The organism is Caloranaerobacter longqiensis (assembly GCF_050286925.1).
GTDB lineage: Bacteria > Bacillota > Clostridia > Tissierellales > Thermohalobacteraceae > Caloranaerobacter.
Genome location: NZ_JBFWFX010000001.1, coordinates 250026 through 273503, shown reverse-complemented (window position 1 = coordinate 273503; position 23478 = coordinate 250026). Strand labels below are relative to the sequence as shown.

General features: G+C 28.4%; 22 protein-coding genes and 1 pseudogene. All 23 read right to left on the bottom strand.

All coding sequences use genetic code 11. The annotated features are described in order from the left end of the window. Positions 1–157 precede the first annotated feature (157 nt). Positions 158–400 carry a hypothetical protein gene (locus AB4Y15_RS01375; protein ID WP_427337966.1) on the bottom strand — a complete coding sequence of 81 codons (243 nt, stop codon included), beginning with the start codon at positions 398–400 and terminating at the stop codon, positions 158–160. 650 nt (positions 401–1050) lie between these two features. Further along, the gene (locus AB4Y15_RS01370) at positions 1051–1227 is read right to left on the bottom strand and encodes a hypothetical protein (protein ID WP_427337965.1); all 177 of its coding nucleotides are present in this window, start codon (positions 1225–1227) and stop codon (positions 1051–1053) included. Positions 1228–1312: 85 nt separating this feature from the next. After that, complete coding sequence (locus AB4Y15_RS01365; RefSeq protein ID WP_427337964.1) at positions 1313–1768, bottom strand: transposase; 456 nt, start codon at positions 1766–1768, stop codon at positions 1313–1315. A gap of 29 nt (positions 1769–1797) precedes the next feature. Further along, positions 1798–1974: a hypothetical protein gene (locus AB4Y15_RS01360; RefSeq protein ID WP_427337963.1), complete on the bottom strand. Its 177-nt coding sequence runs from the start codon at positions 1972–1974 to the stop codon at positions 1798–1800. An 84-nt stretch (positions 1975–2058) separates the two neighbouring features. Further along, on the bottom strand, positions 2059–2247 hold the full coding sequence (locus AB4Y15_RS01355; RefSeq protein WP_427337962.1) for a hypothetical protein: 189 nt from the start codon (positions 2245–2247) through the stop codon (positions 2059–2061). 10 nt (positions 2248–2257) lie between these two features. Further along, complete coding sequence (locus AB4Y15_RS01350; protein ID WP_427338142.1) at positions 2258–2812, bottom strand: UTP--glucose-1-phosphate uridylyltransferase; 555 nt, start codon at positions 2810–2812, stop codon at positions 2258–2260. A 41-nt stretch (positions 2813–2853) separates the two neighbouring features. Then, positions 2854–2976, bottom strand: a complete 123-nt coding sequence (locus tag AB4Y15_RS01345; protein ID WP_427337961.1) for a sugar phosphate nucleotidyltransferase — start codon at positions 2974–2976, stop codon at positions 2854–2856. A 24-nt stretch (positions 2977–3000) separates the two neighbouring features. Then, complete coding sequence (locus AB4Y15_RS01340) at positions 3001–4884, bottom strand: polysaccharide biosynthesis protein (protein WP_427337959.1); 1884 nt, start codon at positions 4882–4884, stop codon at positions 3001–3003. A gap of 82 nt (positions 4885–4966) precedes the next feature. Further along, entirely contained in the window at positions 4967–5263 is a 297-nt protein-coding gene (locus tag AB4Y15_RS01335; protein ID WP_427338140.1) for a VanZ family protein, read from the bottom strand. A gap of 234 nt (positions 5264–5497) precedes the next feature. After that, positions 5498–5743: an acyltransferase gene (locus tag AB4Y15_RS01330; protein WP_427337958.1), complete on the bottom strand. Its 246-nt coding sequence runs from the start codon at positions 5741–5743 to the stop codon at positions 5498–5500. A gap of 392 nt (positions 5744–6135) precedes the next feature. Continuing rightward, positions 6136–8013 carry an asparagine synthase (glutamine-hydrolyzing) gene (asnB, locus tag AB4Y15_RS01325; RefSeq protein ID WP_427337957.1) on the bottom strand — a complete coding sequence of 626 codons (1878 nt, stop codon included), beginning with the start codon at positions 8011–8013 and terminating at the stop codon, positions 6136–6138. Between the two features lie 2 nt (positions 8014–8015). After that, the gene (locus tag AB4Y15_RS01320; protein ID WP_427337956.1) at positions 8016–9272 is read right to left on the bottom strand and encodes a lipopolysaccharide biosynthesis protein; all 1257 of its coding nucleotides are present in this window, start codon (positions 9270–9272) and stop codon (positions 8016–8018) included. 145 nt (positions 9273–9417) lie between these two features. Continuing rightward, positions 9418–10497: a glycosyltransferase gene (locus tag AB4Y15_RS01315; protein ID WP_427337955.1), complete on the bottom strand. Its 1080-nt coding sequence runs from the start codon at positions 10495–10497 to the stop codon at positions 9418–9420. A gap of 49 nt (positions 10498–10546) precedes the next feature. Further along, entirely contained in the window at positions 10547–11911 is a 1365-nt protein-coding gene (locus AB4Y15_RS01310) for an O-antigen polymerase (RefSeq protein WP_427337954.1), read from the bottom strand. Positions 11912–11981: 70 nt separating this feature from the next. Next, positions 11982–13085 carry a glycosyltransferase gene (locus AB4Y15_RS01305; protein WP_427337953.1) on the bottom strand — a complete coding sequence of 368 codons (1104 nt, stop codon included), beginning with the start codon at positions 13083–13085 and terminating at the stop codon, positions 11982–11984. 23 nt (positions 13086–13108) lie between these two features. Next, positions 13109–14083, bottom strand: a complete 975-nt coding sequence (locus tag AB4Y15_RS01300; RefSeq protein ID WP_427337952.1) for an SDR family oxidoreductase — start codon at positions 14081–14083, stop codon at positions 13109–13111. Position 14084: 1 nt separating this feature from the next. Beyond that, positions 14085–15458, bottom strand: a complete 1374-nt coding sequence (locus tag AB4Y15_RS01295; protein ID WP_427337951.1) for a nucleotide sugar dehydrogenase — start codon at positions 15456–15458, stop codon at positions 14085–14087. A gap of 33 nt (positions 15459–15491) precedes the next feature. Continuing rightward, on the bottom strand, positions 15492–16610 hold the full coding sequence (locus tag AB4Y15_RS01290; protein WP_427337950.1) for a glycosyltransferase family 4 protein: 1119 nt from the start codon (positions 16608–16610) through the stop codon (positions 15492–15494). 19 nt (positions 16611–16629) lie between these two features. Then, complete coding sequence (locus tag AB4Y15_RS01285; protein WP_427337949.1) at positions 16630–17559, bottom strand: NAD-dependent epimerase/dehydratase family protein; 930 nt, start codon at positions 17557–17559, stop codon at positions 16630–16632. A 3-nt stretch (positions 17560–17562) separates the two neighbouring features. Continuing rightward, positions 17563–18165 carry a sugar transferase gene (locus tag AB4Y15_RS01280; protein WP_427337947.1) on the bottom strand — a complete coding sequence of 201 codons (603 nt, stop codon included), beginning with the start codon at positions 18163–18165 and terminating at the stop codon, positions 17563–17565. 81 nt (positions 18166–18246) lie between these two features. Then, a pseudogene (locus tag AB4Y15_RS01275) lies at positions 18247–18561 on the bottom strand (four helix bundle protein); the annotation flags it as partial. 265 nt (positions 18562–18826) lie between these two features. Next, the gene (locus AB4Y15_RS01270) at positions 18827–21790 is read right to left on the bottom strand and encodes an O-antigen ligase family protein (protein ID WP_427337946.1); all 2964 of its coding nucleotides are present in this window, start codon (positions 21788–21790) and stop codon (positions 18827–18829) included. Positions 21791–21949: 159 nt separating this feature from the next. Beyond that, positions 21950–23269 carry a GumC family protein gene (locus tag AB4Y15_RS01265; protein WP_427337945.1) on the bottom strand — a complete coding sequence of 440 codons (1320 nt, stop codon included), beginning with the start codon at positions 23267–23269 and terminating at the stop codon, positions 21950–21952. Positions 23270–23478 lie beyond the last annotated feature (209 nt).

Below are 23478 nucleotides of genomic sequence, written 5' to 3'. Positions count from 1 at the left end.
TTATTGCTTTAGTCGCAGCTATTACAATTCTTATAGCTATTGCAAGTGGAGCTATAACAATTTCTGTTGCAACGGCGTTAGCAGCGGATGGATTATTTACACTCCTTGCTGAACGTGTGGCTGCAATTTAAAAATAAAACCACTGACTTCAGTGGTTTTATTTTTTCATATCAAGTTTGTTTTTAATTTCTTTTAATTCTTTTAAAATATCTTCTTTAAATTTTAATTGCATTTCTTCAGATTTTTTTAAATTAGAAATTAATAATTTAATATCAGTTATGTATTTCTCGTCAGCTTTTTTATATATTCTTTTTTGTCTAATCATCGATACTACTAAAAGAATAACTGCAATACAAAGAGTCAATACACCAAATAATTCTACAATCATACCAAAAGTCATAAATCTCTCTCCTCTTCCTATATTTTATTGATTATCCCATTTTTTGACATTTCTTAGAATTACTATTATATTTAATTTTTAAATAAAGATTAAAACAATACTTTAAAACAGATATATTGTATTTTGTTTAAATATTTGTTATTTTATTGGATTTAATGACCATATATACTAAAAACAAGTGATAAAGTTTCCTTATTCCCCCATATGGCTTATAAAAATCTTATGTAGGTATCTCACTTTTTTATTCTCTGATTTACCTTTTAATGTCCCTCTGGATCACGTTATCTATTATGCAATCTATCCATGAAGTGAAGGTACTAGCTCCTTATAATAAAATAATACCTAATAAACATTAGTTGTTTCATACATAATTTATAAATCTGCTATGTCACAATTATATTCTATGTTTCGATATTAATGGTGTTATTTTCTATTTATATATCTTTAATTTTTATATTAACTTAAAATAATAATATAATCTATTATTTCTATAATAATAAATAGAGTAAATTGTATAATTGATTTTTTAGAACTAAAAAAATTGAACATAGAGCGATAGCTCATTAAAAATAAGATTTTAAATTTAAAATTTAATTTTAATTGAATTGATTACAATGTCCTACTTAAAAATTTAATTAAAATATTTGCCGTTAAGCAGTTTTGTTTAATGTTTTGCTTATGTTTAAAGAAATAGTTCCTGCAACAAGTGCTATACAGTTTAGTAGTGCATGAACTTTAGCTTTTTTAATACCTTTAGATCTAATATTGTCTAAATTAAGATATTTTTTAAGTCTACTATTGCATCTTTCAACTGATATTTTTATCATATTGTTTTTGCCACTTACTAGAGGATCTTAATGGATAACTATATATTCTTGGATTTTCTTTATAATTGATTTTTAAAGTATATCCTTAGTTAGATGATGAGCACCAATTCATCCCAAAGGGACAATTGCATTTACCTGAAGCATGAAGACATCTGAATTTGAGACAATTTCCGTCTTTGCCCCAATAAACTAACTTATATCCTGCGGAGCAGATTGGGTTAAAATCTTCATCAAGACCTTCGGGTGGAGCATAGCTTCCTCTAGGATTGTAAGCAATTATTGGAATTCCATTGAATTTATTTATTATGTCAATATAGATATATTCAAAATCATATCTAGAATCCATAGAATAATGAGTAGGTTTTAAAATACCTTTATAATTACCTAAAAATTGCTCTATTAAAGGTATTGCTACAGTACCATCATAAGTACTAGCTGGAGTAATTAATATATCTATTGGCAATTCACTTTTACAGTCGCATATTATATGTAGTTTCCAACCAAGCCACTTTATGTTATTGCCATTAGTATCTTTTTTCATTCCCCAGTTAGGGTTTGTTCCATCATCTACTATAGTTTTTTTTGCTTTGCAACCTCATAAGAATTTAATTTAGTTGAATCAATAGCTACGCTATCGCCATCTATAATATTTAATTCTTTTGCTTTTATTACTAACTCATGAAATAGTTTTTCAAGCTCATCTGTTTGAGCTAATTTATCTAAAAATCTACTAATGGTAATTTTCAACTATACCAAATGAATTTCCTTTGAAATCCTTAAAATAACAAATTATCTGCAGCAAATTTTAATAACATTGTTTATATATTAATTTTACTCTTTCCCAACAACTGCTTCTTTAGTGTGCAGCAAATTATTTTCATTCTTCAATAAATCCAATAAATATGCTCTAAAATCGTCTCTCAAATCATCACGTTTTAATGCAAACTCTACTGTTGCTTGCAAGAAGCCTAATTTATTTCCAACATCATCCCTTTTGTCTTCGAAAACGTATGCATACATAGCCTATCTTTTAGCAAGTTCTTTTTAATGCATCTGTAAGCTGAATCTCTCCACCAGCACCTAGTTTAGTATTCTCAAGGATTTCAAAAATCTCTGGGGTTATTATGTATCTTCCAAGAATAGCTATATTTGATGGAGCCTTTTCTACAGGAGGCTTTTCTACTAAATCCTTTACCTTATACACACCGTCTTCTATATGCATACCTGAAACTATACCATATTTACTTACATCTTCTTTTGCTACTTCTTGTACTCCTAATATTGTAGTTTTATACTCATTGTATACATATATTAGCTGCTTAAGACATGGTTTATTAGGAGAATCTACTATATCGTCTCCTAATAGTACTGCAAATGGTTCGTCTTTTATAAAAGATTTTGCGCAGTATATAACATGTCCTAATCCTCTAGGTTCTTTTTGTCTTATGTAGTGTATATTTACCATATTAGATATATCCTGTACTAGATGTAGTAAATCATCTTTTCCTTTTTTCTCAAGAGTTAATTCAAGTTCGACTGATTTGTCAAAATGGTCCTCAATAGCTCTTTTATTTCTACCTGTGATTATAAGAATATCTTCAATACCAGATTTAATAGCTTCTTCTATTATGTATACTGTATAGTAGGCTTATCTACTATAGGCGGCATCTCTTTAGGCTGTGCCTTTGTGGCTGGTAAAAATCTTGTTCCCAAACCTGCAGCTGGGATTATAGCTTTTTTGATTGACATAATTTCACCCCCGATTTTTCGAAACTATTTACTAGCTGCTATCTCAACTGAAGATGTTTTCATTAAATCGCATTTTCCATAATCTACACGTTTATATGTTGGAACTATTTCAGATATGTAATTTTTCAATTCATCATCACTACAGCTATTCATAACATTTTTAAGGTTGTCCAATTTCTTAATTAATAACTTATAATCATTAAATGTAGGCTTACCAATAAATATTTTCTCATGTCTTGTTGATGTTATCCCCTCTTCATCTAATAGTAATTCTTCATATAATTTCTCGCCCGGTCTTAAGCCTATAAACTCTATAGGTATATCAACATCAGGCTCAAAACCTGATAATTTTATCAAATCCCTTGCTAAATCAACAATTTTAACAGGCTCTCCCATATCTAATACAAATATTTCTCCACCTTGTGCCATAGCACCTGCCTGAATAACAAGTTGTGCTGCTTCTGGAATAGTCATAAAATATCTTATAACCTCTGGGTGTGTTACAGTAACAGGACCACCCTCTGCAATTTGCTTTTTAAATAAAGGTATAACGCTACCATTACTGCCTAATACATTTCCAAATCTTACTGCTACAAACTCAGTTTTACTAACTTTGTCTATAGATTGAACAATCATTTCACATATTCTCTTTGTTGCTCCCATTACATTTGTAGGATTAACTGCTTTATCAGTAGAAATCAAAACAAACTTTTCAACACCATACTTGTCCGCTGCTTGAGCGACATTTAGCGTACCAAAAACATTATTCTTTACTGCTTCTTTTGGATTATCTTCCATCAATGGCACATGTTTATGAGCTGCAGCATGAAATATTACATCAGGTTTAAACCTTTCCATAATCTCTTCTATTCTCTCTTTTTCTCTAACAGAAGCAATAACTACTTTTAAGTTTAAATCTTTATACTTCCTCTTTAATTCATTTTGTAAATCATAAGCATTATTTTCATATATATCCAAAATAATAAGCTCATTAGGTTTAAACCTAGCTATTTGTCTACATAGTTCTGAACCAATAGACCCTCCGCCACCAGTAACTAACACCTTTTTATTTTTCAAATAGCCACTTATCTCTTCAATATTTAATTTGACTTGTTCTCTACCTAATAAATCTTCTATCTGAACATCTCTTATATCATTTATAGTAACTTTGCCATCAATAAGTTCAAACATTCCAGGAAGTATCTTTAATTTACATTTCGTTCTTTTACATTCTTCAACAATCTCTCTAATATCCTTCTTGCTAGCAGATGGAATCGCAATTATTATCTCATCTATCTTTTTCTTTCTAGCTACACTCACTATATCCCATCTTTGCCCTAATACTGGAACGCCATTTATCCTTTGACCTTCCTTCTTTTCATCATCATCTATTATAGCAACTGGTTTGCTATTTAACTCCTTATGGTTTTTTAACTCTCTTATAACCATTGCTCCAGCATCGCCTGCACCTATAATCATAATCCTTTTTTCATTACTACTTATTTTAAAATCTCTATTTTTTACCCTTCTTAATATTCTATAACTAAAACGAATTCCTCCAATTAACATCATATCAATCATAGTTACAAGTATATATATGCTCCTTGGTAAATGAATCTGTTTTATAAATAGATAACTCAATACTGCAGCATTAGCTACTACTGTTGCTACTACTATCTGAACAAGTTCTTCTACACTCGCATACTTCCATAGACTTTTATAAAGTTTAAAGTAGTAAAATACAAATATTTTAATAACAGTTATAGCCAAAATATTATCTAAATACTTAGGAAAGTATTCAGATGGTAAAATTCCATCAAACCTTAAGTAAAAAGCCAGATAAAAAGCTAAATTGATTAAAACTACGTCTATTATAATTAAATATATGGTTCTTAATTTTTTTTGCATAGCTAAAACCCCTTTTATAATTTGGTTTTTTTAAAAACCTAATCTTCAAACTGTTTAATCTCTTTATTTATTAATTTATTTATTAATAAAAATTTCTTCTTACTATCCCTAGCACTTCATACATCCCAATTCCCCCAAAAGCGCCAACACTATCAATCAAAACATCTGTCACCTGCGCACATCTGCCAGGTACAAATAGCTGATGTATTTCATCTATTACTGCGTAAAGAATGCAAAATGCAAGAGAAAATATAAATGCTTTAAAACCCTTAACTCCACTTCTCACAAACGCATTCGTCACCAATAACCCAAGGACAAAATAAATACCAAAATGAGCAAATTTCCGTACTATATGATTAAATTTTAATACTAAATCTATTGTAGTGCTACTTTCAATATCTAATACAACTAATCAACCTATATTTTCAATAATAAATTGTGTAACTTTTTTACTTAGTCCATTTGACTCTGCTGCCGGTTGAGCTGATAGGCAAAATATAAGGACAAGCCATAATAATACGCCCATCCATGATAGTATGATGATTATTTTATTTTTATCCATTTGATATCAAATTCCTGCATGTTTTTAATTGTCAATTGTTCATTGACTTTACTATTCCTCTTTCGTTAATGACCACAAGTACCATCCCCTTGGTTCCTTCCCTTGATTCCTTGACTTTAGCAGGATTACCATCAACAGCAGTGTTTGGTGCATATCTTTCATCACAACCGAGCCTGCAACAACACTGTTAGGGCCAATTGTAACATTTGGTAGTATTATACTGTTAACCCCAATAAAGCAATTGTCTTTAATAATGATCCTATGGAATTTATTGTATTTCCCATACACATCTCCCATTTATAGACCCTGAGTATATTTGAAGACAACAGATACTGACCCATCATGAGTAATAAATTTTATACCAGAAGTTATAAGACAATTATCCCCTATTCAACTAAATACAGTTCAGTACCGAGATTTTAATACTAGTCAAAACTTTAGTATCTTTTCCTACACAAATATTTTTTGTAAACATCATACTAGAATACATCTTAATTAGTCTTTTTTTCATCTCTAAACCTCCTTGTTAAATTACTTTGGTGTCAGACTTGTGTGTTGGTATATCTGACAACTAGTATTTTAACAGGAGGTTCTTTTTTTATCCAATCCTATATTTTTTATTACAGGAATGCTCCTTTTTATATATTTAAATAGGATTTTAATGTTTTCTAATGCTTAATTTTAAAATTTTAATTCATATATTGATCGTACCACATCTGAAAAACTAGTAAGGTCCACATCAATTTATCAATATTCGGATCCGGTTTGTTCTTGAATTGATATATAATTTTATCAATTTCTTGAAACTTAAATATTTCTTGAGATTTAATGTAACTTTTATCAAAAAAATTCTTACTATATCCCCTAAAATCATCATGAAGCCATTTATATATTGGTACTCCAAAACCCTTTTTTGGTCTATCTACTAATTTCTTTGGTACATATTTATATAAAATTTCTTTTAATATGTATTTCTTAATACTATTCTTATACTTCATATGATGAGGCAGATTTAATGCATACTCAACTACTCTATAATCTAGTAACGGTGTTCTTGCTTCTAAACTTACTGACATAGAAGCACGATCTACTTTCGTTAATATATCATCAGGAAGGTATATTATCATATCTTGCAACATATATTTTTCTTGAAAATTATTCGACAATTTTAATATGTCAAAATACTTACTATCTAAATTATATGGGTATAAAGTAAGGTTCTTATAAATATCTTTGAAAGTTAAATAATCTGAATTGATAATAGAATTTTCGCTATCTAAGTTAAATAATTTAATATAATTTCTATTAAAATTATATTTAAAGAAAAAGTTTTTTAGAGGCAGGATATTATCTACTTTATTTAAGATTTTGGAAATTTTCATATATTTTTTGAGTCTGATTATATTATCATATCGACTATATCCGCAAAACAATTCATCTCCACCGTCACCCGATAGGATAACAGTAACATGTTGTTTCGCAATTATGCTCACCAACATAGTTGCCAATTGAGAACTGTCTGCAAATGGTTCATCATAGAAGGTGGGTATTTTCTCAATAAGCTCCTTAGCTTTATTAACTGATAAATAAGTTTCATGATGTTCTGTACCCAGATATTTTGCTACTTTTTTGGCATATAATGCTTCATTAAAGCTATCTTCTTCAAATCCAATAGTAAAACTCTTAACAGGACTAGAAGATACTTTTTGCATTAGAGCAACAACTAAAGAAGAATCAATCCCACCACTTAGAAAACCTCCTAAAGGAACATCGCTAATCATTCTAAGGCTTACAGAATCTAGTAACAAATCATCTAATTCTTTAATGTATTCTTTTTCATTTTTAAATTCTTTAGTCCTTTTATTCGCAAATTTATCGCTGATACTCCAATATTCAACTTCTGAAATTTGTCCATTTTTATATTTTAAATAACAACCTGGGGTCAATTTATACGTATTTTTAAAAATTGTATGTGGGGCAGCAATATATTGATGATGAAGATACATATTTAAAGCATGCATATTAATTTCCTTATGAAAATATGGATACATCATTATTGGTTTAAGTTCTGAAGCAAATACTAAATCTTTTTCATTATAGTAATAATATAAAGGTTTGATTCCCATTCTATCTCGTATTAAATACAGTTCATCTTTCCATTTATCATATAAAGCTATGGCAAACATGCCATTAAATTGATGAACACAATCAATACCCCACTCCTTATATGCATAAATTATAACCTCTGTATCCGTATTTGATTTAAAAGTGTAGCCCTTTGACATAAGTTTTTTCTTTAACTCTTGAAAATTATATATTTCTCCATTAAAAACAACTATAATGTTTCCGTCTTGACTGAGCATTGGCTGATGTCCTAACCGTGATAAATCAATTATCGAAAGTCTTTTTTGGGCTAAACCTAATTGGTAGCCATTATCAAAACTTTTAATATAATATCCTTCATCATCAGGACCTCTATGATGAATAGTTTGGTTCATATTATACAATATTTTTTCTTCTAAAATTTTTTTATGATAAAAACCACATATTCCGCAAATTTTAATCACCTCTAACTCATTAATGTATCCTTCTTAATTCTTTTCTCACAATAAACAATTGAATAGGTAGATGTTATAATTATAGAACTTGTCGTTGCTATAGCTGGTCCAATTATACCAAAACAATTAATAAAAATAATATCTAAAGTTATATTTAATATTGCTTGAAAAATATTAAGTATTTGTAGAATTTTATATTTCTTATTAATATTATAGTATAAAAAATAAAATACGGATAAGTAACTAAATATACTGCCAATCATTAATATATAAAATATCTCTGATGCTTGTATATATCGATCACCGTAAAGCAAAACAATTATTTGCTTTGAAAAAATTATTGTTATGATATGGGCTCCTATACTAGCTGCAAATATAATAAATCTTTCTTTATAAAAAAAATTCTTGATCTTTTTATAATCCTTTTTTTCATAATATAAAGATATATTAGATGCGAAATAGTTGGATATTACAAAAGAAAAACCAACTATTGCATTAAATAGTTTATATGCAGCATTATATATACCCACATCCTCTGTTGTCATAAAATATTTTATAACAGCTGTATCACCAAAATTAATTAAATAGATACCTGAAAAACCAAACAATTGCCACAACGAGAAATCTAAAATTTCTTTAAACCATAATCTATCAAATTCAAATCTCCCAATATCTTTCTTGTTTATTTTTAGAATATAGAAAATAACAGTAGCTTGACTTATTATATTTAGCAAAAAAAGACTTCTTACATCAAATTGAATAATAAAAATTAAAATCAAATAAACAATTTTAGCAGTAACCGATAACATTACTGACAAAATTTGTTTATTAATAGCTAAAAAATATTTACTCAAATAATCTTCAGTTACGCTAACATAAAGCCAAATTAATATAAGAAAAGATACATCTAAACCTATATAGCTATTAATTTCTTTACTAAATACTATAAATATTAATGTTACAATAATTATACTAAAAACAATAATTATATTTCTTGCCCAAAATGTTTTATTTATACTACCATACCTAGCTTTCTCTTTACTTCCATAATATAAAATAGAAGAAGAACTCCAACTAAATCCAAATGTAGTAACCAGTCCTACTAACATAAATGCAACTGAAAATATCCCATAATCATTAACACTTAGTTTTCTTACAATAAATATATTAGTAACTAGCCCCAATATCATAATTAATACTCTAAGTAACGAAAATAAGATAAATTCTTTTCTTATTTTTATAAATAAAAGTATTTTATTATTTTTCATAATACTATACAACCTCATTTTTTATTTTTATATCGATTATTTTAACTTGACGTTAATGATAAAATATTCCCCTGCTAAAAGGTAAATTTTTAACTTAATGAGCAATACTACCCTACTCTTATTTATCACATTAATTCAAATTATTCTAATTATCGAATATTTTCTCATATTCATGAATAATTTTTTTAATATCAAAATCCTTTGCTCTATTCTTTGTTCTATTCTCACTACTCAAACATTTTAGCATATTCAAATATAGTGATTTTGAGTCTTCAGTTTCCGCTAAAAATCCATATTCATTATCACCTAATATTTCTTTTGGGCCACTCATACAATTAGTTGCAACACACTTAGTTCCACATGCCAGAGCTTCAAGTAATGTATTAGGAAATCCTTCCCATCTTGAAGAAAGCACAAATAGTTGAGCATTTTTTATATATGGATATGGATTTTTAACAAATCCAATAAATTCTGTAATTTCATTAATTCCTAATTCATAAGCTAAATTTATTAAATCATTTCTTAAAGGACCATCGCCTACTATATAAAGTTTAATGTTTGGAATTATATCCATTAACTTTTTTATTGAATGCAATAAAATATCATAACCTTTTGCATAAACCAACCTACCAACTGCAACTACATTTACATATCTATCATCATAAGGATTAAATTCACTACCTTTAATTACTATATTCTCTATGTCGATTGGATTGTATATTCTTTTTACTTTAGTTGCATTAATATTAAAGTTGTTAATTAAATCTTCTTTCATAATGTCACATTGAGCAACAATAATATCTGCTCTATTATATAATATTTTATATAGGTAACTAAATAAATACTTTCTTATTGTAGGTAACCTTTCTATATATTTTGAAGGAGTAGATGATTCTCTTATAATAATATGAGATTTTAATTTGAATAATTTAACTATCACTATTATCCCAAAATTTAAATACCCAAGTGTCGAAAAGACATAATCTGGATTAAATCTAATTAATTCTTTTGCAAGATCTACAAACGAATATCTCAGTCTTTTATGACCCAGATTCACAATATCAATATCATCGGGAAGATCTTTTATATACGGTCCTTTAAGATTTATAACAATTAATCTGATATTATATTTATTTCTATTTAAGTATTTAATAATATTAATTACAACTTTTTCTGAACCACCACCTCCTAAAGAAGGAAGAATGAAAGCTATTTTTTTTTTCATATTATTACCACCCACTTATATTTAGTAGTAACTTTTCAATATCTGCATTTTACCTTTTATAAACTATTTTATATCTAATTTTTGATACAAACCACAATATTATTAGTCCCATGATAGTGTCAAAATTCCTAACGATAATATGCTTAGGATCTCCATATAAAACACTTAGAACTACGACATTCAAGATCATATAACTATAAAGAACTGTTTTAACACTTTTTACTGGTATACAGTTAATAAGACGTTCTAAAAAAAATAACAATACTCCCCAAATTAAACCTACCAATACTATTCCTAAAATAGAACCTTGCATCATAGAAAATGTTAACATATCAACAGGTATTGAACCTGTTATTCCCGCCTCTCCCTTCCGTGCCCCGAGAAAGGCAATAGTATTAAATGTAGAAGCCGTTTCTATATTAAGTATTCCAGACCAAATTTTCATAGGTAATATATAGAGAGGAGCTGCTATAATGTCTTTAAACCACCTATATTCTTGTAAGTTGAATTGAACAACATAAGAGGCTATAGGAAAGGATAATTCCTTAGTAAATAATTTAATAACACCCACTCCTTCATACGTACGCTTTAAAATTTTATCGAAAAGCACTATTGCTATTAGTCCAGTTATAAATAAAGTAATTATTTTTCTAATAAAGCCAAATATAGATTTATAGGTGTACAAAGTATAGCCTAGTAAAAAAGTTAATAAATACACAACAAATGCTATTCTTCCAACCCAACTATAAAGTACATAAATAGAAAACAATAAAGAAATAATAAATCCAATAAAACTAGACTTTTTCTTTAAGTTTTTGTTATCTTTGTCAATTAAAAAACCAAAAAAAACATAGGATGAAAAAAATGCAAAACTTCCAAACCTTTGAAAAAAGCTATACTTATTTTGAATTACATTAATTCCAGAACGTATAGCCCTGGAATAAGCCAACAATCCGATAAAACCTCCATAAGGTTTTGTGTAAATCCAATAAGTTATTATTGCAATAAATAGCATTAACCATGCAACTACCTTTAGCTTTTTTAAAAAAAACTGTTGTTTACCTGATACTGTTTCATTTTTTTTCATTTGTATTGTTGGTGAATTAAAAATACTTTTTGCTAATTGCCAGCCATAAAAAACTGCTGCTATGAATATAATATTTGTTATAAGATAAATAATCGTCAGTGTACTATCATAACTCATTATCCAAGGAGTCCAAATATAAGTATTATTTCCTTCGTATGTAGCCCACATGACGAAACCAAATCCAAGACCATTAAATGTAGCTATAGCAACCAAAAACCAATCTATCATTTCAAATTTTTTTTTATAACTAACTAGCCAAGCAAATATACTTAAATAGATAAATAGAGAAAGTAACAATCCACCAAATACTGCAATAAACACTACCACAAATTCTTCCTCCTTATTACCCAATAAAACACAATCTAAATAATTAGCTTTAGCCTTTAGGATTTATAGGCTAATTAAAGAAATTAGCTTCATATAATTTAACGATAGTTTTTATATCATAGTTTCTTATTATTCTTAATCTAGCTTTCTTACCTATTTCTTCCAAATGCGAATCGTTTAAACAACTTAATATTGAACTAGATAAATTAATATAATTCTTAGCCTCTACCACTTTTCCAGTATCCCCCACTATTATCTTTGAATCTCCTACATCAGTAACAACACATGGTAATTCACAAGCCATAGCTTCACCTATAGCATTTGAAAAACTTTCTCCTAAAGATGAAGAAACATAAATATCTGCTGCTGATAGTAATGCAGGAATATCTTCTCTTCTCCCTAACAAAATAATATTTTCTCTTAATTCATATTTATCAATTAAATCTGTTAGTTCTTTATTTGAATAATCAAGATTAGTTCCACACATAATCATCTTAAAATTATTGTTATGTTTTTTTAGTTCATTAAGGGCTTTTAATAAAGTATAGTAATCTTTTTGTACATCCCATCTTCCTACTGTAATAATGACTTTTTGTTCTTCATCTAATTCTAATTCTTTTCTAATTCTAATTCTATTTTCCAAATCAAACTTAAACTTATCTAATTCAAAACCATTGGGTATAACTACTGAATTTTTATCTACATAACCAAACTTTATATGATTTTCCAAGGCTTTGTTAGAGTTATAGGTTATACAATCAACATACTTAGATAAAAAAGAATTTATTTTTATTATTTTTAATGTTCTGGGTTTATTCGCTTCTTTTTCTAGGTTGCTATGTCTAATGTTCCAAATAAGTTTTTTGTTTAATAATATTTTGGCTACTATAAACCCAAAAATATCAGCGTGATAAAGCCAAGTATTAATAATATCAAATCCTTTACATATGTTTCTAGCATTTATTAGAGCCGAAACCATATTTCTTTTACTAATCCTTAAACAATGAACTTTCACTCCCAATTCTTGTATTTTTTCACCATATATTCCTTTATCCATAAGAGAAATCACTTCATGATAATATCTTTCTTTGTTTGAATATTTCAATAGTTTAAAAAGCATATTTTCTGCTCCGCCACCATTTAAACCTGTTATTATGTGTAATATTCTATGCATATTAATGTCACCTAATTTTCTATTTATAAATTTTCTTTATACCACTCTATGACCTCTACAAAACCTTTAGTGAAATTCCAATCTGGTCTATAACCTAATAGCTTTTTAGCCTTAGTTATATCAGCCAAGCTATGTCTGATGTCTCCAGGACGTGGTGCTACATACTTAGGTTTCAAACTAATGCCTAACTGTTCACACATTAAATTATACATCTGATTTACAGTAAATCTTTCACCATACGCAATATTATAAGCTTGTCCACAAGCTTCTTTTGGTGCTAGACAAGATTTTAGATTTGCTTCAATGACATTTTCTATATATGTAAAATCTCGTGATTGCTCTCCGTCTCCATAAATTTCGACTTGTTTACCATCTTTCAAAGCTTTAATAAATTTAGGAATTACAGCAGCGTATTGTGAATGCGGATCTTGTCTATGTCCAAACACATTAAAATATCTTAAACCTATACATTCCAACCCATAAACTTCTGTATAAAGCTTACCGTACTGTTCATTTACCTTCTTCGTCAAAGCATAAGGCGATAATAAATTTCCTTCTTCACCTTCTACTTTGGGAAGTTTTTTCGAATCTCCATAAACTGATGAAGATGAAGCATAAACAAACCGTTTTACTCCTGCTTGTCTAGCTGCTTCCATCATATTAGAAGTACCTTTAATATTATTGTCCTCATAGATTAATGGTTCTTTCATTGAACGCGGAACTGATCCTAAAGCAGCTTGATGAAGAATATAATCAATTCCATCACATGCTCTTAAACAAGTTTCAAAATCCCGAATATCTCCTTCAATAAATTCATAGTTAGGATTATCAATAAACTCTTCTACGTTTTCTTTTTTCCCTGTTGAAAAATTATCAAGGCCACGAACTTTATATCCCATATTAAGTAATGCTTCAACAAGATTAGAACCAATGAATCCTGCAGCACCTGTTACTAAAAACTTTGTTCTTTTAGGAAAAATAACATTTTCGTATCCCATTTTACAGCCTCCAGTATAAGTAGTTCATATTCTCTGCTTCCTTGCGATCAAAAATTCCTTTTACATCAATTAAAACTTGTTTGCCATTATCGCAGTCTTTATCTAAAGTAGCTGCTACTTCTTCTATAGTATCAGCTTCTAGTATACGACTTTTATATAATTTCTTTAAATCCTCAAGCTTGATATTCTTAAATTCTTCGTGGGCTACAGCTACAACAACTGTATCAACATCTTTAATTTCATCCATACTGCATAAGTCTATTCCATATTCTTCTTTTACTTCTTTCGGATCCGCTACAGGGTCAAATACTTGAACTTGCACTCCATATTCCTTAAGTTCTTGAATAATGTCTACAACCTTTGTATTTCGGCTATCTGGACAGTTTTCTTTAAAAGTAATGCCTAATATTGCTACTTTAGCTCCTTTTATTTGTTTATTGGCTTGAATCATTTTTTTTACTGTATTTTCTGCTACATATTTACCCATATCATCATTTATCTTCCTTCCAGCAAGTATTATCTGTGAATGATATCCTATCTGTTCTGCTTTATACGTTAAATAATATGGATCAACTCCTATACAGTGTCCTCCAACAAGGCCTGGAGTGAACTTTAAGAAATTCCACTTCGTTCCCGCAGCCTCTAATACTGCTTTTGTATCAATTCCAAGCTTATTAAATATAATAGAAAGTTCATTCATAAATGCAATGTTGATATCTCTTTGAGAATTTTCGATTACTTTGGCTGCCTCTGCAACTTTAATGCTCTCTGCTCTATGTACTCCAGCTTCAATTACCATTTCATATACTTTTGCTATTTCCTCTAATGACTCATCATCCATACCTGATACTACTTTCACAATAGTTTCAAGCCTATGTACTTTATCTCCTGGGTTAATTCTCTCTGGAGAATAGCCTACTTTAAAGTCTACACCACATTTTAATCCTGATTCTTCCTCTAATATAGGCACACATATATCTTCTGTAACCCCAGGATATACCGTAGATTCATATACTACTATAGAACCATTAGTAAGATTCCTCCCAACAGTTTTACTAGCTTCAATTATAGGCCTTAAATCAGGAGTTTTATCAGGATTTATTGGTGTTGGTACTGCTACAATATGAAATTTGGCTTCTTTTAGATATTTTTCTTCCCATGTAAAAAATACAGTAGTTTCTTTTAAAGCTTCATTTCCAACTTCATTTGTTACATCTATTCCTTTTAAGTACTGTTCTACTTTTTCTCTATTAATGTCAAATCCTATAACATCTGCTTTTTTAGCAAATGCTATAGCTAATGGCATCCCCACATAACCTAAACCTATGATAGAGATTTTTTCTTTTCTATTTTTTATTGATTGATATAACCCCATCTGTAATCTCTCCTTTTATCGATAATATTATTTCTATTGTATATAATGTAAATAAATCTCATCCATTTCTTTCATAACACTTTCAAGCGAATATTGTTTAATAAATTCCAGACTTTTTTGCCCAAATTCCTGCCTTGACTCTTGTGAACCATAAAGTTCCTCAACTGCATTAGCAAACCCATCTACATCATCTATGCCAACAACATACCCATTCTCACCATTTTTAACCAAATCACGATTTCCTCTACAATCTGTAACTACAAGAGGCAATCCAGTTGCCATCGCTTCCATAACGTTAACTGGTAAACCTTCTCGTCTTGATGCTGAAACAAGAAGGTCTGAAATTATTAAAAGATTAGAAACATCACTACGATAATCTAAAAATTGAATATATTTTTCTAAACCTAATTTTTTTACTTGCTTCTTGTATTGTTTCATTAAATTTCCACTTCCTACAAGTAAAAGTTTTATATTAGGAATTTTGTTTTTTAATATACTGACTGCATTTATAAGCAAATCTTGATGTTTATTATGATTTAACTCTGCAACACATATTAAAATAAAGTCTGTATCATTATATCCATATTGCTTTCTCAATTCTTTCTTCTTTTCAACTGTTTGAGGAGTAAACTTATTTAAATCAACACCAACACCATTTACTTTTTTTACAGAACCTGCTTTAAATTTATTTTTTACTGCGCATTCGTAATCTTCATCATTGATAGTAATTAAACAATCTGTATATTTCGACAACCATTTTTCTACTGGATAGTATAGTAGCCAATTTATTAATGGCGATGCCTTGAAAAAATGAAAACCATGAGCTGTATAAATAATTTTTGTACCTTTTTTCCTTGCTTTTTTAGCAGCTAATCGAGTTAATACACTACCCATAGGAGTATGACAGTGTATTAGTCTATAATTATTATTGTCTATAATATTTTTTAGTTGTCTATAAGCTTTTAAATTAGTTACCTTAAATGGGGATCTCTCAAATGGAATATTATATTTTACGTCAACAAAAGGAATATTTGAATTCCCATTGCTCGCAACATGAACCTCATACCCTTGCTCTTTAAACCACTTAAGATAAGGTATATGAAAATTTAATATATGTCCATCAACAGTAGCTGTAAATAATACTTTCTTCATAATTTAACACCTTTTCTTCTTATTTCTTTTCACAAAGTTCAATTGATTTCTCAAAATCAACAACATAATATCCAAAATCTTTATATGAAGATAAATCTAAATCATAAACTAAATTTCCAAAAACCTTATTAAGAACACTTACTCTTTTACCAAAAAGATTTATTCCATAAGTCAAAATTCTAGAAAAATATATGTTTTTAGAATTCTCTTTTGTTATTAACCTAACTAACTCAGAAGTATTAACATATTCCTTATTCTGTGGAAAGAACAATCCACTTTCTCGATTGTCTATTAGTAATCTTATAAATTCACATAAATTATCTATAAAAATCATGCTTCTCTTATTATTTACCATTGGAAATACTCGTGTTTTCATCACAAGTTTTTTCAATCTAGTGTAATTGCCTGGACAGTTTGGTCCGTACACCATTGGAGCTCTTATAATTGTGATACAAAATTGTCCATCTTCTAATTTTTTTAGTTCATTTTCAGCTTCTAATTTGCTTTTTCCATACAAAGTAGTAGGAATGCATCGAGTAGCTTTAGTGATTACAACCTCTTCTCCAATTTTTCCATCAAGTCCATAGACTGACATACTGCTCATAAAAATAAATTGTTTTACTCCTTCTTTTTTAGCTTTTTTAGCAACTTCAACTGTTAAATCTCTATTTATTCTGTAATATATATCTTTCATTTCAGATTTTTCCTTTTTATGGACAATAGCAGCTGTATGAAATAGGACATCATACTTAGAAAAATCTTTATTTTTCCATTCATCATTTTTCAAAGAAATGGAATCCACACTATATTTATCTGGCCATTGACTTAACCATCTTTTCAAATTTATACCAACATAACTTCTATTACCTGTTATTAAAATCCTCATCAAAACAGTTTCACCTCTAAACTTATTTTCAATCCCCAATATGTCATTTTTTCTAATCGACAAATTTTACTTAGTTTCTATTTCACTAGCCCCCTCTTTAACTCCCTCACTTCTGAGAACACTAAATATTGTTTTGAAGAATATCTTCACATCAAAAGCTAAACTTATTTTTTCAACATACTCTCCATCATATTTTGCTTTGATATCTATAGGTAATTCATCCCTGCCATTTATCTGAGCCCAGCCAGTAAGCCCTGGGTATATATCATTAGCACCATACTTATCCCTTTCTTCTATCAAATCATACTGATTCCATAATGCTGGTCGTGGACCTATAATACTCATTTCCCCTTTTAAGATATTTATAATCTGAGGCAATTCATCAAGGCTTGTTTTTCTAAGAAACTTACCAACTCTTGTTATAAACATTTCAGGATTCTTTAGCATATGAGTAGGCATATCTTTTGGAGTATCTGTTCTCATTGTTCTAAACTTTAATATGTAAAAATGCTTCTTGTTCTTTCCTACACGTTTTTGTTTAAATAATACTGGCCCTTTAGAGTCTAACTTAATAAGAATAGCAATAATCAGAAAAACTGGCCAAAGTATAATCATTGCTATCAAAGATAATGTAAAATCTATAATCCTTTTTAAATATTTTCTATACATTGTTTCAAAACCCCCAAAAGGTACATATTTACCTATTGCTACAAAATTGCTACATACACACATACTCTAGTTGGTTAGTACTTAGTTAGTAGTTAGCTTATTTATCAAAGCATTTAACATTTTCCCAACTTCATTTGTTGACTTTGTTATATTATCGTATTGCTCTCCATTTATATATCCTAAACCTTTAAATAAAAGAATTTGATATTTAACTTCTTCTAAAGACCCTCTAGCCATTAGCAAAAACCTTTTATACTCTTTGTTTGGACCTCTAGCTTTTCCTTCTACTATATTGCTAGGTATAGAAACTACTGCTCTCCTTATTTGAGATGTTAAACCAAATATTTCATCTCTGGGGAAATCTTTTGTAATATCATATATCTTTAATACCAATTTATGAGATTTTTTGCCACATTATTAATTTATTAGTATCGTTGTACATTTGAGACCTCCAGTTGGTTAGTTGGTTATCTCAATTTCAACATCTCCTTGTAGAACATAAATCCTAAAATTAACTCCTAATTTAACAATTTCTTTAAGCTTGTCATAGTATATACATTTAATATTTGTCTGATTTGTTACATTTTAGGGAAATATATTCTACACAAATTTACAAATTCCTTCAATAAATATTCAATACTTTACCTGCACAAATAATCTTTTATTTAATTTTTCTAAATAATATTACTTCTTCTAAATCAATATATCCCTCATCATTACCATTATGCTGGAATCCTAAAAATTGTGTACCTGGTTTTATATCTGCATCTGTCTTTATATCTAAACTAAATAGCTGCCAGTCATCATTAAGTTTTATATTTGATAACGAACCTTGGTTTTTTTCTTTAGCTTTATTGTCATAAACAAAGAATTTAAATGTATTTTCCTTCACATTACCTCTGGCCTTAAAATATATTTTATAGTTAGTATTAGGTTCTAGTTTTAATCCATATGGATACACTATTCCATATGATTTCCCATCATTTGTTATTCTTATAAAGTTATTATCATTTTCCTCTAAAATTTCATATTTTATATTTCCTTTTTTAGAATTCCAAACCCTAATCATATCTATCTTGCCATCACCGTTAATATCTAAATCAAAATAATAAGCAAAATTTAGAACATAATTTTGTGATATTTCATATTCTCTATTTTTTAAATTCTCATAGTTAAATTGTATTGCTCCGATTTTATATAATAAATCTTCATTATACTGTAATGGTCTTAACGCCTTCTTATTTATTTCATTTATTTGTTCTTTTACTTTATACGCCCTTTCAATAATTTCTTTTGCTTTATCTATATCTTTCTTTTGATTTGCATAATAGTAAAATGCTGTAAGATATGCATCGCATTTTTGAAGATAGTTTTCAGTTCTCATAGGTTGCAATTTTATAGACTCTTCAATTAGCTCAAGTCCTTTTTCTATTTGTCCTATACTCATATAGAAAGATGCGCCTATCGCCTTAAATCTTGAACTGTATTTTGCTAATTGTAAAGCCTTGTCAATTTGTATTTTAGCCTTAGTTATATAGTTTTTGTCTTTAGTAATTTTATATTTAACCTTGTAAAATGTAGCTAAGTCACTTTTATACTCAGGCTTAAATGGATCAAATGTAGATGCCTTTTCAAAGTATTTAATTGCATTATTTATATTTTTATCTTTATTAGCAATTAATGCTTTTTGAGCATATACATACCCCATATATAAAGAAGATGATGATAATATAAGAAATATTAATCCTACTATATAAACAATTTTTAATATCTTGTTTCTATTTTTTACATTAAAAACCTTATCAATTTTAACACCATTAACCAGCATTCCTATTAAAGTCCACAACACAAATGTTAAAGCAGAAAGTGATAAGTCAAAATCCATAAATGCATGTGCAAATATAGATAAAATTGATACATATAATGATGCCGTTAAAATCTTTTTATTATCTGTATCTTCGTTTTTAAACTTTTTATATGTATAGTAAGTTATAAAACAAATGAAGCTAATGAATATAAGTAATCCTATCAAACCTATTTCTATCCACATTTGAAGAAAATAGTTATGTGCCTGGGTTGTCCAATACATATATGATTGGTACATTTGGTATAGAGTTACCCATCCACCACCACCAGTACCAAGTATGAAATAGTCTTTTATTATCTTAAAAGCATCTTTATAAAACGCAATTCTTCCCTGTGCACTATTTTCTTTTAAGCTAATGCTTTCAAACCTTGATACAATTCTTTCTGGTATATACTTATATCTCAATTTTATATTCTTAATAATTTCTTTAGTTTTTGGGTCAACTACTTTTGCTTCATAAAAAGTTATAGATGTACCAGCATAATAATTATCAAAGAATATTTTTATTCCTTCTGTATTCTCAAGTGTTGTGAATAGTATATTAACTTCTTCTTTTGTATAATCTGATATATTAAAGAATTCTAACTTTTCTAACTTGCTTTCCGAATTTATACTATATACTCTTACTCGTCCTGCATAAGGCTTGTCACTTTTATTTACACCTTTATACTTAATGACTAGCTCATACTCTGTATTAGGTTGAACTTTTTCAACTTTTCTTACAATACTCGTCCAATTATTCTTGTCTGTATCGTTAACCAATGTTAATGAAGTAGTTGCATTAATAATATATATAACACCACTACTGAAAATAATTAAAATAATTCCTAAAACTATTACAAGTTTTTTTATTGAAACTTCTCTAAATTTATTATCAATAAACGATATAATGTATGTTAATATTCCCATCAATAATGATGAAATAATAAATACTGCCCATAAAATATAACTTTTTTCTCCAATCTTTTGTGAAAACAAAAATGCTAAAGGTATGCTAATAGCTATATTAGCAAATATATATATTAAGGTTTCTAATTTTCTTTTATTAGGTATAGTTATAATCAATAATAGAAGTATAAAAGGTAATATAAGCCACATTCCTCTTGAATATGTAAGTATAAAAGTGAATAATAATATGTTTGAAAAAATACCATATATAGCTTTATATATCCTATTCTGGTGCGCAGTTATTAAGCCTATAGTTATAACAAACAAAGCCCCTAAATATGAAGCTAGAGTATTCGGATATTGCAGAGTTGAATTAATTCTATTACCAACATATGCTCCGTTATAATTCCATGTACCAATTGCAGAACCTATACCTATAACAGCTACTATTACTCCACTTATTACAAGTACGTTTAACAACCACTTCTGCCTTTTTTCTGTATATACTAAATCTCTAACCATTAAAAATATAAAGAAGTAGTTAGCATATTTTAAAAACTCACCAATCGCCAGTCTAGTGTTTACTCCATAAAATATAGAAATAAAATACATAGCTACTACACCTATAGCAGCTATGTCTATAGGTGTTTTTACTAAATTATACTCTTTATCTTTAAACTTTGAAATAAGCCATACTAAAGCTAAAGTAAATGAAAATATATGAGTTGGTAAAAGCTCTTTTTCAAAGTACAGTCCTCTGAAAAATGGAGGATAGAATAGTAGGATACACAATGATATAAATACTATATTTTCTATATTTAAAATTGTTGATTTTACTTTCCATGTTTCTTTTGCTGTTTTAGATGACAATATTATTACCCCCAAGGTGCTCCTGTATTTTTTGTAACATACAGGCATATACTATTATAATAAAAAATTATATTACATTCAACCCCAAAACGGCTATTTTTCAACACTTCCGCCCGTCATGTTGCAACATTTTTCGACATTTATCTTGAAAAATATATTTTATTTAACTTTACTAGTTTCTTCTTCCACTGAACTCTCCCAATATTCCTTAAAGAACACTACGAATACTCCTATCATAATTCCTAGCACTCCTGCTATTGCTAAGTTTAACATTTTTTTAGGTGAAACTGGAGTTTCTGGCACTACAGCTTTAGAAACTATAAGTATGCTTGAATCTCCTATTTCTGATGATTCAGCTATTCTTGTCTCTTCATATTTTTTTAGGAAAGCATCATATGTACTTTGAGCAAGGTTTACCTTTCTTTGAATAAGTTTTTGTTGATGCTCTTTTTCTGCTAACTCTACCTGTATTTTTTCTAATTCTTTCTTTGTTATTTCTATTTTATTTTTGATGTCTTCTATTTCTTTTGATGTTTCTGCAATTGATATTTTATAGTTTGAAATTTTATTATTTAAACTTAAATAATTGGAGTTTATTTGTTCATTCTCCATAGTTAAGCTTAGAACATCTTTAGTTTCTAAATTAGAAGCATCAGTTACTAATTGACTTAATATAGGGTCTTCTGAAATAGATTTCTTTGTAACTAATACCTTTGGTGTTGCTCTAAGTTCTTTTTCTGCAGCTTCTAAAGCTGCTTCAAGTTTGTTTAAAGCAACTTCTTTTTGAACAAGTTGGGTTTTGTATCCAGTTAATAAATTTAGCTTTGAACTAACTTCTGCCTTAAGCTCATCTACACCTCTTGGTTGTGATAAAAACTGCTTAAGTTCTAATAATGCATCATCTAGCTTTTTCTTCTCTACCTCTAGCTGTGATTGTATAAATTGTGAAGATTTTGATGCCTGCTGTTTTGCCATGTTAGATATAAATGAAGTAAATTTTTGTGCTACTGTATTTGCTATTTTTGCTGCTAGTTCAGGGTCTGTATATTTAACTTTAACCGCTATAAGATTAGTATCTTTTATAGTTTCTAGTTTAATCATATTCCTAAGCGTATTTAATGTAAACTCTTCTTTATCTAATCCTAATTCGTCTATAGTCTGCTGCAGAATTTCTGGATTTTTTATCTGCTCTTTATATGTCTGTATAGTCATAATTGGATATGTAGATATTGTATCTAATATACCCTGTATATCATCTGGACTTTTCTGATTTACTAATTTATCTGTTGCAAAAGATGCCATAAGGGTTGTTCTAGCTTCATAAGTCGGATCTATTATAAAAAAACTAAATATTCCTGATGTTAATAAACTTATGACCGTTATAATAGCTATAAGTTTCCACCCTTTTAGTAGAACTTCTATGAGCTCTCGTAAACTGATTTCGTCATAATAGTAATTTTGTTGGTCTATTTGTGACATAACTTTATACCCCACTTTCTGTGTTAATTGATAGTTTAAGCTATTTTGATAGAACTATCTAATATTTTTGAAGCTGATATAAGTAATTCGATATAATTTGACTAATTCCTTCTAAAAATAATATTTTCTCATAGGTATTCTGTTACATTATTGTTATTTCTATATCTTCACATTAAATTTTCTCAAGTTTCAATTCATATGTCAATAGG